The organism is Halobacillus sp. Cin3 (assembly GCF_947311855.1).
Lineage (GTDB): Bacteria > Bacillota > Bacilli > Bacillales > Halobacillaceae > Halobacillus > Halobacillus kuroshimensis.
The window spans coordinates 312,462-327,257 of record NZ_CAMZMV010000001.1 but is presented as its reverse complement, the minus strand read 5'-3'; the positions used below and the strand labels follow the sequence as shown (position 1 = coordinate 327,257).

At 47.3% G+C, this 14,796-nt stretch carries 17 protein-coding genes; 3 read left to right on the top strand and 14 right to left on the bottom strand.

Annotated elements, in window-relative coordinates; translation table 11 throughout:
• Window positions 1-265: 265 nt before the first annotated feature.
• From QMA39_RS01855 to QMA39_RS01835, 5 genes are all read right to left on the bottom strand, one after another.
• Window positions 266-859 (bottom strand): hypothetical protein, encoded by a 594-nt coding sequence (locus QMA39_RS01855; protein WP_281657848.1) that lies wholly within the window; start codon window positions 857-859, stop codon window positions 266-268.
• Between the two features lie 26 nt (window positions 860-885).
• Complete coding sequence (locus QMA39_RS01850) at window positions 886-1,068, bottom strand: hypothetical protein (protein ID WP_281657847.1); 183 nt, start codon at window positions 1,066-1,068, stop codon at window positions 886-888.
• A gap of 115 nt (window positions 1,069-1,183) precedes the next feature.
• On the bottom strand, window positions 1,184-1,402 hold the full coding sequence (locus QMA39_RS01845) for a hypothetical protein (RefSeq protein WP_027953913.1): 219 nt from the start codon (window positions 1,400-1,402) through the stop codon (window positions 1,184-1,186).
• A 111-nt stretch (window positions 1,403-1,513) separates the two neighbouring features.
• Entirely contained in the window at window positions 1,514-2,929 is a 1,416-nt protein-coding gene (locus tag QMA39_RS01840; RefSeq protein WP_281657846.1) for a YfcC family protein, read from the bottom strand.
• A 280-nt stretch (window positions 2,930-3,209) separates the two neighbouring features.
• Entirely contained in the window at window positions 3,210-3,431 is a 222-nt protein-coding gene (locus tag QMA39_RS01835; RefSeq protein WP_281657845.1) for a hypothetical protein, read from the bottom strand.
• A 724-nt stretch (window positions 3,432-4,155) separates the two neighbouring features.
• Between QMA39_RS01835 and QMA39_RS01830 the strand changes: the two genes are divergently transcribed.
• Window positions 4,156-5,388 carry a dicarboxylate/amino acid:cation symporter gene (locus QMA39_RS01830; protein WP_281657844.1) on the top strand — a complete coding sequence of 411 codons (1,233 nt, stop codon included), beginning with the start codon at window positions 4,156-4,158 and terminating at the stop codon, window positions 5,386-5,388.
• A 22-nt stretch (window positions 5,389-5,410) separates the two neighbouring features.
• Here the strand turns inward: QMA39_RS01830 and QMA39_RS01825 are convergent, their stop codons facing one another.
• From QMA39_RS01825 to QMA39_RS01810, 4 genes are all read right to left on the bottom strand, one after another.
• Window positions 5,411-5,593 (bottom strand): hypothetical protein, encoded by a 183-nt coding sequence (locus tag QMA39_RS01825; RefSeq protein ID WP_027953909.1) that lies wholly within the window; start codon window positions 5,591-5,593, stop codon window positions 5,411-5,413.
• Window positions 5,594-5,637: 44 nt separating this feature from the next.
• Entirely contained in the window at window positions 5,638-5,775 is a 138-nt protein-coding gene (locus tag QMA39_RS01820; protein WP_206932279.1) for a hypothetical protein, read from the bottom strand.
• Between the two features lie 63 nt (window positions 5,776-5,838).
• Window positions 5,839-6,219 (bottom strand): alpha/beta hydrolase, encoded by a 381-nt coding sequence (locus tag QMA39_RS01815; RefSeq protein WP_281657843.1) that lies wholly within the window; start codon window positions 6,217-6,219, stop codon window positions 5,839-5,841.
• A gap of 69 nt (window positions 6,220-6,288) precedes the next feature.
• The gene (locus QMA39_RS01810; RefSeq protein WP_281657842.1) at window positions 6,289-6,552 is read right to left on the bottom strand and encodes an alpha/beta fold hydrolase; all 264 of its coding nucleotides are present in this window, start codon (window positions 6,550-6,552) and stop codon (window positions 6,289-6,291) included.
• Window positions 6,553-6,822: 270 nt separating this feature from the next.
• Between QMA39_RS01810 and QMA39_RS01805 the strand changes: the two genes are divergently transcribed.
• Entirely contained in the window at window positions 6,823-7,572 is a 750-nt protein-coding gene (locus tag QMA39_RS01805; RefSeq protein WP_281657841.1) for a glucose 1-dehydrogenase, read from the top strand.
• 1,094 nt (window positions 7,573-8,666) lie between these two features.
• Here QMA39_RS01805 and QMA39_RS01800 read toward each other — a convergent pair.
• Together QMA39_RS01800 and QMA39_RS01795 are read right to left on the bottom strand one after the other, a co-directional pair.
• Entirely contained in the window at window positions 8,667-9,641 is a 975-nt protein-coding gene (locus QMA39_RS01800; protein WP_281657840.1) for a Gfo/Idh/MocA family oxidoreductase, read from the bottom strand.
• Window positions 9,642-9,765: 124 nt separating this feature from the next.
• Window positions 9,766-10,800, bottom strand: a complete 1,035-nt coding sequence (locus tag QMA39_RS01795) for an NAD(P)/FAD-dependent oxidoreductase (RefSeq protein ID WP_281657839.1) — start codon at window positions 10,798-10,800, stop codon at window positions 9,766-9,768.
• A gap of 820 nt (window positions 10,801-11,620) precedes the next feature.
• Between QMA39_RS01795 and QMA39_RS01790 the strand changes: the two genes are divergently transcribed.
• A complete protein-coding gene (locus QMA39_RS01790; protein ID WP_281657838.1) occupies window positions 11,621-11,827 on the top strand; it encodes a hypothetical protein in 207 nt (68 codons plus the stop codon).
• Window positions 11,828-11,876: 49 nt separating this feature from the next.
• Here QMA39_RS01790 and QMA39_RS01785 read toward each other — a convergent pair whose 3' ends face one another.
• From QMA39_RS01785 to QMA39_RS01775, 3 genes are read right to left on the bottom strand one after another with little or no spacing between them, the layout of a single operon-like run.
• On the bottom strand, window positions 11,877-12,584 hold the full coding sequence (locus QMA39_RS01785; RefSeq protein ID WP_281657837.1) for a lactate utilization protein C: 708 nt from the start codon (window positions 12,582-12,584) through the stop codon (window positions 11,877-11,879).
• A complete protein-coding gene (locus QMA39_RS01780) occupies window positions 12,571-14,007 on the bottom strand; it encodes a LutB/LldF family L-lactate oxidation iron-sulfur protein (protein WP_206932272.1) in 1,437 nt (478 codons plus the stop codon). The genes QMA39_RS01785 and QMA39_RS01780 overlap by 14 nt, the downstream gene beginning before the upstream one ends.
• Window positions 14,008-14,023: 16 nt before the next feature.
• Complete coding sequence (locus QMA39_RS01775) at window positions 14,024-14,740, bottom strand: (Fe-S)-binding protein (protein ID WP_281657836.1); 717 nt, start codon at window positions 14,738-14,740, stop codon at window positions 14,024-14,026.
• Window positions 14,741-14,796: the final 56 nt, after the last annotated feature.

Sequence of the window (14,796 nt, the reverse complement as noted above, 5' to 3'; positions counted from 1 at the left end):
TTCCCTTTCGACAATGGATACGGATGAAAGTTTCACCTCTTATAGTCGTTCTCAACCTGAATCCACTTTCACCCCATTGGTATTGGTTCCGGCGGTTGATTTCTCATCCAACCCTTCTAATCTCTATCCATCCACCACTTCGCTATAAAAAAGAAAAGAATAAAGACAACGCTCGCACTCCAATAGTACCATTGAGGGACATGCTCAAACCCGTACATACACTCACCATCCTGACAGATTTATAGATTCGGACTCCAAGTACCTTTCAAGCATTATGTAACTGATCAAAGACGATAACCGGGATCATGAGGATCAACAGCTGTTGAAACTCTGACAGATCACTACGGTTGGCAACCTCATAATGATCCATGGACGCTAAAGCTTCCTTTGTTGTCGGATATGGAATCGACCGCTTTTTGATAGTCGAGAGCTTTGAGGAAGGGTCATCTTCTTCATATACCACAAAATCCAGTGATCCATTCTTTCCTTCCGCCGAAAGGAGCAGCCTGCCCGCTGTATCCCGGATGCTCAACCGTTGCGAACTGAATTTTAATTTCTGCTCAAGGACGGCCACCCGCTTCCCATCCTGGCCAAAAATATCGACCTGCTGATTCAGTCCTCTTTTTTTACGAAAGGCAGCCACAGGCTCAGCTTTAGGATTGGTCATACTAAAATGCTTACTGGATAGAAAATGTAAGCTGACCCATTGAAGCAGCTTATCCTTCCAGCTGGACGCCGACTCAGCTGTTTCTTCAATCATACCGATCAACGATCCACCTGCCCGAATCGAAAACTGCTGCTTCTGACTTTTATAGAGAGATTGCGGCTTAACTTCCAGTTTGCTGTGCCCGGTAAACACTGAACGATCACTTCTTTCCTTCTCATTTAATGATTCTCTGATGTTTTCTTTCGACTCTTCATGAAATTATCGATGGCCCACTTGGAGAAGGTGGCAGCAACAGCTGTCCCTGCTATCTCCATCCATCCGTCCTCAAACGTTGAAAAAAGAACCTGAAAGATCGTCAGGCCAACGATCATCCATATAAAGAATCGGATATATTCCTTCACACTGACACCTCCTGAATCGGACCTATCCATTATTTCAAAAAAATACCACACCCTCAACTTGAGTGTTCATAAAAGGCATAGGAAAACCCCCGGCAGCTGGTACCGGAGGCTGAAGTTAGGAGGCGTTGTTTTTAAATCCATATAAGTAATTCACAAGCTTGTCATAATCTTCGTCCGAAGAACACTCAATCTGCAGATCAATGAAGGCCATAACGATATCTTCCTGTTCAAATGGAAAGTGACTGCTGTCGACGTTGGAGAGAATATCCCGATTGGACAGCCCCTTATTTTTTAGTACATCAACCGTCTGTTCCATAGAAAATACCCCGGACATGATGCATTCCTCCTCCATCATACTTGAGTTTCTAAAAGAGCAGGACAAGGTCGTCCTGCTCTTTTATTTATTCGACATGAAGAAGAGAAATTCCTTTTCAAAATCCCGTGATCATACAGGTCCCCAGTTGATGACAACCCCGATGGAGAGCATCACGACAGCAATGACGACCCAGACCAGCATCAGAGGAAGCATCCATTTCGCCCACTTGATCCACGGGACTCCCGCAACGGCCAGACTCGCCATCAGCGGACCGGATGTTGGGAAGATACTGTTCGTAAAACCGTCTCCGAATTGATACGCTTGAACGGCGACCTGGCGGGTAATCCCGACCATATCCGCAAGCGGGGATAGAATCGGCATGGAAATCATCGCCTGACCGCTTCCGGATGGGACAAGAAAGTTCAGGACTCCGTTCGCCGCAAACATGCCGAGCGCAGCTGTGACGGGGGTGAGTTCCTGCAGTGGAACCGACAGGGCGTGTACGGCTGTATCAAGGATCTTCGCGTTCTCCATCACAATGAGGACGGCCCGGGCGACACCGATGATCAGAGCGCCGTACACCAGCTTCTGACACCCATCGAGAAACGTCAGTGCCAGTTTATTGTAGTTCATACCAGCGATGATGCCCGCTCCAAGACCGATGACGATAAAGAAGGCGGACATATGATTGATCGTCCAGGAAAACTGGATTGTAGCGTAAATGAAAAAGGCAAGGCAGGCCCCGACAAAACCGAGCAGCCATTTATGGCGGGTGGTGAACGGTGCTTTTAACCCCCCTTTTTCCTCCCCTTCATCCAAGACACCCATCAGGCTTTTCGACGGATCCTGTAACAACTTTTTCGCATATCTCCACGTATAAGCAATGGTCACCCCGACGATTACGACGAACGCAGTCATTCTCAGCGCCATCCCTGAAAACAAAGGGATGTCAGCAATCGACTGAGCAATTCCTACGGTGTAAGGGTTCAGGAAACCTACGTTAAACCCGGCAAACGTCGCTCCGAACGTAATCGATACCGCCACAATCGCATCGAGCTTCAACGCCCTGGCAATAATGACTCCGATCGCTACAAATGGTATGACCGCGTTCGCAATCACACCGACCGCTCCACCGATGGCAAATAATGTGGAGACAACTGCGATGAGCCAGAACTCTTTCCCCCGGGTCAAATGGACCGCTCTCAGAATTCCTCCCTTGACCGCGCCTGAACGTTCAACAACTTCAAAGGCTCCACCCGCAAACAGGACTAAAAAGATCATCCCGGCGGACTGGATCATTCCTTCCTGAAGCGCCATGAAAATGTCCATAAATCCGGCGGGTGATCCGTCAGCGCCACTAAAGGTACCAGGGACAACACGTTCCACCCCATCGACCGTTTCCCGCTCAAACGTTCCGGCGGGGACGAAATAGGTAGCAATGGCTGCAGCAAGGAGAACTGCAAATAAAATGACGTACGTATCCGGCATCTCCCACCGACGTTTTTTCTCATGCTGCATCTCTGTCTTCTCTGCTGGTACACTCATATACGATACAATCCTCCTGAATATGTATTCATAGTTTCTTTTTCCTGCCTATGAAACGTAAAGATTTCCTAAAATGGATGTTGTATAGTATATAAGTTCCAATGAATATTTGCAAAATTTAAAAGAAACTAAAATATCTTACCCTTTTCTTTTTCCCTCTATCCGCAGGACTAAGGAACGAAAAACCCCGATGTGTTATAAAGAACAGCGGGGTCATTCGCAGGAGGCAGAAATCAAAGAATCTCCTTCTATTTTCTTAATTCACAGGACAAAAGCGTTTTCATTTCCGTAAACTGCGCTCGATGAATAAAAAGCCGATCGTTCCAAGCAGCAGTGTCTTGTTTTCCTTTGTCAGCGTATCCGATAACTCTACAATATCATTGTCTATATCACGGAATATACGGGTATATTCGACATGAAAGCGTCCGTTATAAAAATGGGCCCATGTGTGACCGGTCTCATCCTTGAGTGTGAAATCCCCGGATAACCCGGAAGCCTGCACGCGTAAGACCTCCTCCCCCAGTGAATTCTTTATCTTCCCCTTCATATGTATTAGGCTTTTGAATTCCTTTTGTATGTAAGAACCCACCTTTTCCTCGCCCTCATTATCAATCTCCACCACTGTTTCCTTAACCCCTTTCCTATGCAGGGAAAACAACGGTATTCCTTCATTGGAGTAAAAACGAAAGGTACAGGGGATAAAAGACAGGAAAGAGGATCGGAAGGCCACAAGCGGCCGGCTCCACCATGGCAGGTCATCCACTTTCAACATTCCTACATACGCTCCGTTTTTTCTCAAAAGCGAGAAGCCTCGGGTACAGACCTGCATCCGGCTGGATAACAAGATGATCCAGCTCCTTTAAAGAACGAGTGGAATCTTCTATCTCCATATTTTTGACTTTGTTGTATTTCCTCCGGCTTGAAAGCGAAATGAAAATCAGGAGGAGGATCGGAAAGAGAAAGAATCCCGTTTCCATCCACTCTTTTGTTCCTGAAGGTCTCCTAAAAATAAACCAACCAGCCGTCATAAGTAGCACCAGGATTAAAAAACTGTACCCGGTCCGCTCTCTTCTTTTATACATATCAGCAATCATGAAAACTCCCCTTTCCATTTCTTGTACGTCTTAGATAATATATGGGTTTCAGTCTTTCAAGGATGAATGATTACCTGATTGGATGAGTTGCTGTTATAATGTACTTTTGTACAAGAAAGAAAGGGGTAACCTATGAAAAAAATCTGGCAGTTATACAAACATTCTTCTTTTCTATTAAAAATGACCATTGGATTCGTCCTTGGTATTACAGCAGGTATTGTGGTCGGACCGGAGATGGAAATCGTCCAGCCGCTGGGAACCATTCTAATCAATCTGCTCAATCTGATCGCTGTACCCGTCATTTTCCTGACCGTCGTCCTGGCTATCAATGAAATCAGTCCGAAACACCTCGGCCGGCTTGGTGGTAAGCTGCTCGGCTATTACGGCATAACGACAGCAGCCGCTGTTTTGATCGGGGTCGGACTTGCGCTTTGGATCAACCCGGGCACAGGTCTCACCCTCCCTGCTGCTGATGTTGAGAAGCCGGAGACACCGGGATTCTCTGATGTATTGCTGAATATCGTCCCGAACAACTTGTTCCAGGCGTTCTCCTCAGGTGAACTGATGGGCATCCTTTTTCTCGCTGTCATCATCGGTTTGACGTTATCCATCATGCGTTTCCGTGGAACAGAGGAGCATAAGGAATACGGCGACCTTCTATACCGCTTTTTCCGTGCCGCTAATGAAATGTTTTTCCTTCTGTTAAAAGGAATCCTGCTTTATGCACCCATCGGGATTTTCGCTATTGGAGCTTCCACATTTGCCACACAAGGATGGGAAACCTTCCAGTCCCTGTTCGCCTTTACAGGTGTCTTTTATTTAGGCGTCGCACTTCTCTGGATTTTCGTCTATACCGGCTTTCTGATGTATGCCAAAGTGAACATCAGACAATTTTTCAGCCGGACAAAAGATGCCTACGTGACCGCCTTTTTCACTTCCAGCAGTATTGCATCCCTGCCGGTGGCTGTTGAAGCGGCTAAAAAAGCAGGCATATCCGAACGAACCGCCCACTTCTCCCTCCCGATCGGAGCGGTTTTCAATTCTGATGGAGGCGCACTGCGCATGGGTGTTTCCATCGTCTTTGCCGCTAACATTACTGGGCTCGATCTCTCTGCGGTCGATTTTATTACCATCGTCGCTGTCGGCACGCTGCTTTCCATCGGAACAGCAGGCATCCCGGCGGCTGGGCTCGTCACCCTGTCTGCAGTATTGACGATGTTCAACCTGCCGCTTGAAATTGTCGCCCTCATCGCCGGCGTGGATGTACTGATCGGCATGGCCGGCACAGCCTCCAACGTGCTTGGTGATATCGTCGGATCCGCCGTCGTTGATAAAAAAGAAAAGAACGCTGACCAAGCAGCATGAAAAAACCGGACTTGATTACCCATCAAGTCCGGTTTCTTTCTACTTCCCTGCGTCTCCACTTCCATTTAACCACCGTCCACCAAAGGGTCAGCCCGATAGTAATGAAGAAAGCCATTTCGTATATCAAGGTGTTCTTATACCCCGTCAGATAAAGCACGAGACAGATGATTAGTCCTACAAGCGCTGCTGCCTGCAGCCTTCTCATGATTCATCATCCTTTTTGTGAATAGGTTTGACCTGTAAGCCTGACTACGTAAGTTCTTTTCCTTCTCTATTCCCTTCTTGAAGGTGTTTCAAAATCTGTTCGTTGGTATTATTCAATTTCCGCAGCTGCAACTCAATGGATATGGCCGTTACAATAATAATAAAAATAAGCACTAAACCCATAAAGGACTTCCTTTCCAATGGATTGAACATTTATAAACCTAAACCATCCACCTCTTGGGATCTTTATAATGGATAGCTTTCTAAAAACTGATGAAGGAAACGATTAAAGTCCTCCGGCTTCTGCTGATGAACCAAATGGGAGGCAAATGGAACGACCGCTCCGTGAACATGCTTATGATTTCTTTTATATTTCAAAACACCGGCTGTTTCATGCTCATTTTCTTCACCGGCGATACAAAGAACAGGAAAACTTCCCCCGTCCAAGTCTTTTGTGTAAGAAAATGGATACCAATTCTCATCCTGTGCAAGGTCCAACAGCTTCTCCCATCCGGGTCCGTGCAAATCTGTGAAATGTTTTTCCACATCTTTATTTTCTCGCAGCTGCCTTTGAAAAGCCGCTTCTTTTTCATGGATTTCCAGCCAATGAACCGGCTTTTCCGCCATGATCCCGGACACCGTTAGCGTAGCCACATACTGCGGATACTGTTTTGCAAAGACTACCGCAGTCAAGGCTCACATAGAGGCACCGATGAGGTGGACGCGCTTCAGGTTCAAATGATTCAGCGTATCCTTGATATCTTCCGCGCATGCTTCAAAATAATGACCCAGATCATCACTTTTTGATTTTCCATGGCCTCTTAAATCCAGAGCAATGACACACATGATAGATTTCAGTGATTGCCGCTGTTCCACAAAATCCTGCTCACCGGTCTGAAGCCCTGCGTGAAGAAAAACGGAGGGATCTCCCTCGCCTTCTATGATTGAATGCAGTATCACAGCACCCCCCCTCTCTCTTATACCAATCGATAGTGAATAATGTCATTTTTTTATTCTTATAAAAATAATAACATAGTTTACCAATAAAGGAGTTTATTACAAAATAAAAGAGACATATGAAGGAACAATCACCCATATATTTCTATAGGAAGATTTAACCACACATCACTCTGAGCAGTTTGCTTCTCTTTTCTCATCAAGGACTTCTATAATAAAAAATGAAACACCGGAAACACATCATTTCTACTATTGACATAGGAGGTTATCATGATGAGTAAAGTTGCAATTGTTACAGGAGGCGGCAGTGGTCTAGGCCGTTCCGCTGCACTGAGACTGGCAGAGGAAGGTGTCAACATCTCCGTCGTTGATGTCAACGAGGAAGCCGGAGAAGAAACCGTCAAACTGGTGAAAGAAATCGGTCCTGACGCGTTTTTTGTACAGGCAGACGTTTCCAAAGCGGAGGAAGTTAAAAAATATGTCGATGAAACTGTCGAGAAGTTCGGTACCATCGATTACTTCTTCAACAACGCCGGCATCTCCGGGAGCGGCAAGTATTACTTAGATACAGATATCGAAGAGATTGAAAAGATTATCAATATTAACCTAATGGGAAGCATGTACGGCATCCGCTATGTTGCCGATGTAATGATTAAAAACGGCGGAGGGGCTATCGTAAACACCGCTTCCAGTGCCGGAGTCATCGGACAGACAACGGTTGTAACGTATTCGGCTACGAAACACGCCCTTGTAGGAATTACGAAGAGTATGGCGGCCGAATATGCCAAAGACGGCCTGCGGATCAACGCCGTAGCCCCAGGTCCGACCGAAACACCAATGGTTGCTTCCTACTTTGAGGCGAATCCGGAAATGAAGAAAAGTGCAGAAGCAGGCATCCCGCAAAAGCGGCTCGGAACACCAGAAGAAGTGGCCGAGCTTGTCAACTTCCTGCTGACTTCGAAAGCACAGTATATCAATGGTGAAGTGGTCCGCATCGACGGCGGATTCACGAACGCCAAATAAAATCAAAAGGTTCCACGATATAGCGTGGAACCTTTTTTGATGCTGCATATACTCGATGATTTACGTACAACTTCCTATCTGAAAAAATCCCCATTCATCTCTCAGCTAATGCAATACCTCGAAACCGCGTCTTTCTCAACTCTTCTTCTATCAGTAATGATAGAAAAGGCAGTTACTTTTAGTGAAAACCGCCTCCATACACTATATCTTAGGGTCAAGGTATGTAAGAGTAACCTTAAATTAATGAAGACGTGTTTTTATTAAGGAAAATTTCTATTAGATATAAAAGCTGCATTATGTTATACTTATTTAGCGATGAGCTGAATTGCATAAGACGAGATTGACGCGCCTTTATGGCAAGGCACTAATGTGGAGTGCTGTCACTCGCCGCAATACGCAAAGACGTCCTTTTTAGGACGTCTTTATTTTTGGAAAATGATCTCTTCCATATTATGTTATCCCTTATATTCTATTAGAATCATGGCTTAGTTCTTTCTGTTCTTTTAAATCTTTTCTTAATTTCTCTACTTTCTCGAACTTCCTTACAGTCAGCAATGAAAAAACACTAACTACAATATACTTTATCATTATTTCGTCTTTATTTTGCTCAATAATTTTTTCCACCAGAATGTTCCTTTCTTTTTTTTCAAGTATATTATAAAAGAAAGCACCGCATGAACATTACCTCTTAACATTCAGCCTCCACTTATAGAAGACTTGATTTCGAGGTGTGTGTGCGAATCAATTACTCCAATCCATTTATTGATACTACAACAAGCTTTGGAAAAGAGTGAACGTTATAAATAAACTAGATAAACAACCAGCAGACAATAATGTTATCATTTTCCACCGGTTTATTTTATTTGAAGGTTTTACAGCCTCTTTAGACACCATAATCCACACAGCCATAGATAAGATAACTAAAAGAAATAGAACCTCTTGAGACATATTTCACACCACCTCTATTTATATATTACGAGCGGCTTACTATAGAGTTTCAAAAATCATCCCATTCCACCTATCATCTCGAGGTTGAGTCTCCTGCCCTTTTCTTGAAGACTCAACCTCGAGATATGAAGTACAAACATTCAATATCAATAATAGTCTTTTAACAATTGATCCATAACACGGTTGGTCCGAAGAGCCGCCCCCCCTGTACTCGGACACGTCCCTTTGCCCGTAAGCTCATGAACAATCGACTCGATATGCGGCTGCTGGATATGCTTGGGATGTTCAATAGTAAACTCTTCTTCTCCCTTTTCTGTAATCAGCTTCACCGGCTTATCATCAAATGTGGAAAACTGGATTTCTCCTTTTGAGCCGACGATCCGGTTGTTATCTTCATGTTTGTACGAGGAGAAATTCCACACGCCTGTGCCTACCGCTCCAGATTCAAACCGCCACGTCCCGCTGACCGTATCTTCTGCCGGGTACACGTCAGCGAGGTTGCAGGCCGTGCCTTTCACGTCCTTCAGCGGACCTAGGAGAAAATCAAAAAGGTCAAGGGTATGGGCACCCACATCATAAATCAAGCCGGCGCCGCTCGTTTCCGGCATGACGCGCCAAGGCCAGTTCCCTTGCTCGTCTTTTTCCGTTAAACGCTGCGTCTGTTGTATGGATACAAACCGGACATCGCCGATAGCTCCATGGTCGAGCAGCTTTTTTACCTTTAAAAACCTCGGAAGCGATCGGCGGTAATAGGCAACAAACAGAGGCACGCCGTGCTTTTCGCAAATCTCCACCATCTCGGCACAAGCCTCGGTACGGTCTGCCATCGGTTTCTCCACATAAACAGGCTTACCCGCTTCTGCTGCCATGAGCGTATATTCCTTATGAGATGAAGGCGGTGTGGCTATGTAGACAGCATCCACTTCATGGTCATGAATCAGTGCTTCTGCTTTGTCATACCATTTCGGAACACCGTGACGACGGGCGTAGTCTTCGGCCTTTTCCCCGTCTCTTCTCATAACGGCCGTGAGCGAGCTGTTGTCAATCCGTTGAAAAGCCGGACCGCTTTTAACTTCTGTTACATTGCCGCATCCTATGATGCCCCATCGAACTGTTTTCATTTGTTACTCCTCCTGTCTTGTTTCAACGATGTAAAATAGCACTCCCTTTTCTTCCTTCCATGTCGACGAAGGATTTTCCTGTTCGTAAAAGAAAAAACCCCTGCTTTACGCAGAGGCTTTCCAATCAGGAAGAAACCAGCTGTTCTTCCTTCCATTTTTTATTGTATTCATCCATACGCTCATTGTGTGAGGAGACCATCGCACGGGCACTGGCCTCTGGATCGATGTACTGCTTGGCAAGGTTCACCGCATTGGCTGCATCCTGGAATGCACCGGCAATCAAGTGAAGCTTTCCTTCGTGATGAAGAATGTCACCGGCTGCAAATAAGCCCGGGACTGAGGATGCACTCTGGGCAGAACCTTTTATGAAGAAGTCATCCACCCGCTCAAGCGGGATCGGACTTTGGTCAAGAAGGGATGCATCGCGGTTGAAGCCATGGCTGATGATGACTTCATCGACATCCAGTATTCTTACCCCATGTTCCGGATGGGTGAGCGTAACCTGACTGATCTCCGTTCCTGCTTCATTGGCAGTCAACGCCTCGATGGCGGACTGCTCATTCAACTCCACGCCCTGCTCGATGAGGAGGTCAATACTCGCTTCATGACCTTTCAGTTCTTCCCGGCGGTAGACGAGATGGACACGTTCCGCAATGGGAGCCAATTCATTCGCCCAGTCGATGGCTGAATGACTTCCGCCCGAAATGACTACACGCTTGCCTGCAAAGCGCTGAAAGGACGGCACGGTATAATGAAGGTTGCTGACTTCAAACTTCTCCGCTCCCTTGACATCCAGTTTCTTCGGTTCGATGATGCCGCCGCCGACAGCGACAATCACAGATTGCGACCAGTGCACTTGTCCATTATGGGTGGTGAGTTTAAATGTACCGTCGACCTTCTCGATGGACGTTACCTTTTCTCCCAGCACGATATCCGGATCAAACGTCGTTCCCTGCTTTACGAGGTGATCGATCAACTGCTGTCCGGTGACAGCCGGAAGACCCCCGACATCCCAGACGATTTTCTCAGGGTATACATGCACCTTTCCGCCGAGAAACGGATGGCTTTCTATGATTTTCGTTTTCATATTTCGTAAACCGCTGTAAAAAGCTGAGAAAAGCCCGGCCGGTCCTCCGCCAATAATCGTCACGTCGTGCATATGTATCCGCTCCCTTTTTTGATCTGTTACACACATTATAGTGAAATTGAGAATCATTTTCAATAAGAATCGTCAAAAAGAAAACAGTTCCCGCTTAACAGCAGAAACCGCTTCATGGACGATTACCTTCTATGAATAGCTGGGCGGAGATCAAAAAAGCCGAACAAACCGCAGATGACGCCGCCGACAAGGAAAAAACCAAGGCAGGAAAAGAGCACCCTCTCCCCATGTACTTACGGATATATAAAAACAAGGGCAGCGCCAGACCTCCGGAGGTCCTTTTCAGTGTACGCCCGGCTGTCTTCATAGTTGCCCTCCTTTTCGTTCATGAGTAAGCTGAGAAACCTAATCATCTTAAGCACGACTGCATAAAGCAGAGCACTGCCCGCCCCCCATCCTGATAGCAGGAGAACTTCCTCCGATTTCACAAAGAAAACATCCAGCATGCATCCGGCAGCACCTCCCCCCAGGATCCAAATATAAAGACGAAGCGGTGGGCGTATCGGAAAGCTTTTTTGAACAGATGTTATGATCTTGTCAGCCAGCGTTCCTCCGATTAGAAAGAGCGGGAATGTAAAGCCAAAAACCATGACCGAATAGTCATATCCTGTGCTTATTATGTTCCAAATGATACTTAAACTGATGGCAGCTAAAAAGGCGGCCAGAACTCTAATAAAAATACAAGATTCCCCCAGACTCATTGTCTATTCTTATGTAAAGTGTTCTGTTTTCTATCACCTGTCAAGTGGATATGGTAAGATAGGAACAGCCCCTGCCAAGACAACCAGCAGGACAACGTGATTGACAGGAGGAAGCCGCTATGAAAGACAAATTGAAAAAGGATGAATGGTTCCATTACATCATCGCCATCGTTGCCCTGGCGTCCGGACTGCTTCATTTCTTCTTTAATTGGGATTATTACAATCATCACCATTACTTAACTTCAGGACTGCTGTTCTTTACCATTGGTCCTGTCTTATACGTGGTTTGTGCCTTCGCCTATTACCGGGCAAAAACTCACGATTGATTGAAAAAGGCCGTGCATGTTCCGTGCACGGCCTTTTTTTGTTCAACACTTACATATCATCGACGACGATGTAGGTCGCCTTCACGGGACCGTGCACTCCGACAATCAGGTTCATTTCAATATCTGCGCTGTTGCTCGGACCTGTAATAAAGCTCACGCATGAGGACACAGGCACCCCTTTTTTCTCCTGCTCATGAATGATTCTTACTGCCTGCGTCATCCTTGGGACGAGCGTGCTTTTAGGGATAACCGCTACAAAGGTTTCCGGCAGCAGGCTGATTGACCTTCCGTTCCAACGGTCGTTAAAAAGGGTAACGGTCCCTGATTCAGCAAGGGTCACATCGCTGAACACGATGCCGGCCCCAGCCTTTTCTGCGGTGGTTACGTTCTTCCGTCCTTCCTGCTCATCCCACACATGAACATGGTAACCATCCTGTCTCATTGTTCCATAGACATCAGAAAGACCGTACGCTTCCAGACGGGGACCGCCGGCGCTGACGATGTTTTGAATATGATCCTCATCCCATACATGCCTCAAGGTTTCTCCAAGCTCATCAGCCGTCGTTACGAGACAATTCGTATGAATAATCTTACACTGCTCCTTTAGTTTTTCCAGCAGCTGGTCCTGGTCTGCTCCTTGAAAGACCCGCTCCTGAGGCTGTACGGAGTATGCTGGTCGTTCGGCGCTTGTTCTCCGGTCCCTTCCCAGTTGTCCGGCGAGTTGATCCAGGAAGCGTTCCCGATTATAGACGGTCATCTTTCTCCCTCCTTTTCTCCCGTTCATCAAACCACGTTCGGAAGCTCTTTTTCGCTGGTGCCGGGAAATCCCGTGCTGCCGTCCACGCCTTCATCGGACCGGGCCCATTCTTGATCGACCCGTCCTTCGTCCACGGTTTTAATACCGTTCCGGCCATTTTCGTACTGAGTTTATAAGCAGCAGGCGTCGATGCCCATTGTGCAAAACCGTTCATAGCGAGCCGCTCCGCTTTGGTCGTTTTCTGTTCCTTTTCCACGATGATTTCCCTGTGGCGGATCAAATGTTCATGAAGCGGGATTTTCACCGGACAGGCTTCCGTGCAGGCCGCACAGAGACTGGAAGCGTAAGGCAGCTCTTTATGGTCTTCATACCCATCAAGCAGCGGCGTAAGGACAGCCCCGATCGGTCCCGGGTAAATGGAATTGTACGAATGTCCGCCGACATGGCGGTAGACCGGACAGACGTTGATACATGCCGCGCACCGGATACAGTGGAGGGCGGACTGGAATTCCGTTCCTAAAATCTTCGAACGGCCGTTATCGACGATGACCAGATGAAAATCTTCCGGGCCGTCCACTTCATTTTCCAGACGGGTGCCTGTAAGCGACGTAATGTAGCTTGTCAGCTTCTGCCCCACCGCCGCGCGGGTCAGCAGGCTGACAAGCACCTCCAGCTCCTCCCATGTCGGTACGATCCTTTCCATCCCCATCACAGCAATCTGTGTGTCCGGGAGTGTACTGACCATACGGGCGTTTCCTTCATTCGTAACGAGCGTCACGGTACCCGATTCGGCTACCGCAAAATTACAACCGGTTACACCGATATCCGCTTCCAGAAAATCCTGCCGGAGCTGCTCGCGGGCAAAAGCGGCCAGTTCCTCCGGGTCATCGGTTTTCGTATAGCCTTTTTTCGTAACGAACGTCTCTCTGATCTGGCTCTTATTTTTGTGAAGGGCAGGCGTAACGATATGGGACGGGGGATCTTCATCGAGCTGCAGGATCCATTCGCCAAGATCCGATTCCACAACTTCACACCCACTTTTCTCAAGCGCTTCATTCAAGCCGATTTCCTCGGTTACCATTGACTTCGATTTGACGACTTTCCGGGCCTGTTTTTCTTCAGCGACCTTCTGTACATACGTGTTGGCTTCCTCGGCTGTCTCAGCAAAAAATACCGTTCCGCCCCGCTTCTCCACCTGCTCACTCAACTGATACAGGTAGTAGTCGAGGTTTTCCATTGTATGCCTGCGGATCTCCTCTCCAAGCGTGCGCCAGTCCTCCCAGTCTCCGAGCTCTTCCGCCGCTTTTAACCGCCCTGTCCGGAAACGGCCCTGTGCTGAGCTGACGGCATGGCGCATAAACGTGTTGTCGATCCCTTCCTGAATACGGTCCGCATACGTTTTCGTTCCAATCTTTATACTCATTTGTCCGCCCTCCCCGTTATTGGCTGTTCAGAACTTGAGCGATGTGCAGCACTTTCACGTCTTCCTCGTTCCTTGATAAGCGTCCTCCGATATTCATGAGGCAGCCCATATCGCCGCCGATTAAGTATTCCGCTTTTGTCTCCGTGACGTGGCACGATTTTTCCTCCACCATCTGCGCAGATATGGCCGCATTTTTCACAGCAAAGGTCCCGCCGAACCCGCAGCAGTCCTCCCCTTGAGGCAGGTTGATCAAGGTGAGCCCCTGGACATTTTCCAAAAGGCGGCGCGGCGCATCTTTTACTCCCAGCAGCCTCGTCATATGACAGGAGGGGTGGTAGGTAGCTGTACCTTGAAAAGTAGAGTGAACGTCTTCGATGCCTAAAACGTCTACGATAAACTGCGTCAGCTCGTAGGTTCTTCCGGCTAAATGTTCTGCGCGTTTCCGCCATTCCGGTTCGTCCCTCAAAATATGTGGATACTCTTTCACCATCTGCACACAGGAACCTGATGGACCCACGACATACTCGGATGCTTCAAAAGCGGTAATCATCTGCTTGACGGCTTGTTTGGACTGGGTTGTGTACCCGCTGTTATAGGCGGGCTGTCCGCAGCAGGTCTGACCGGCTGGAAAATCTACTTCACACCCGCAGCGCTCCAACAACTGGACCGTGTCTTTCCCTACATCAGGCGTGAAGGTATCACACAAACAAGTAATAAATAACGATACGTTCATGATTCATCCTCCCTTTTAATCATAAGGTCATCTGATGACTTGGATAGAAACATTTC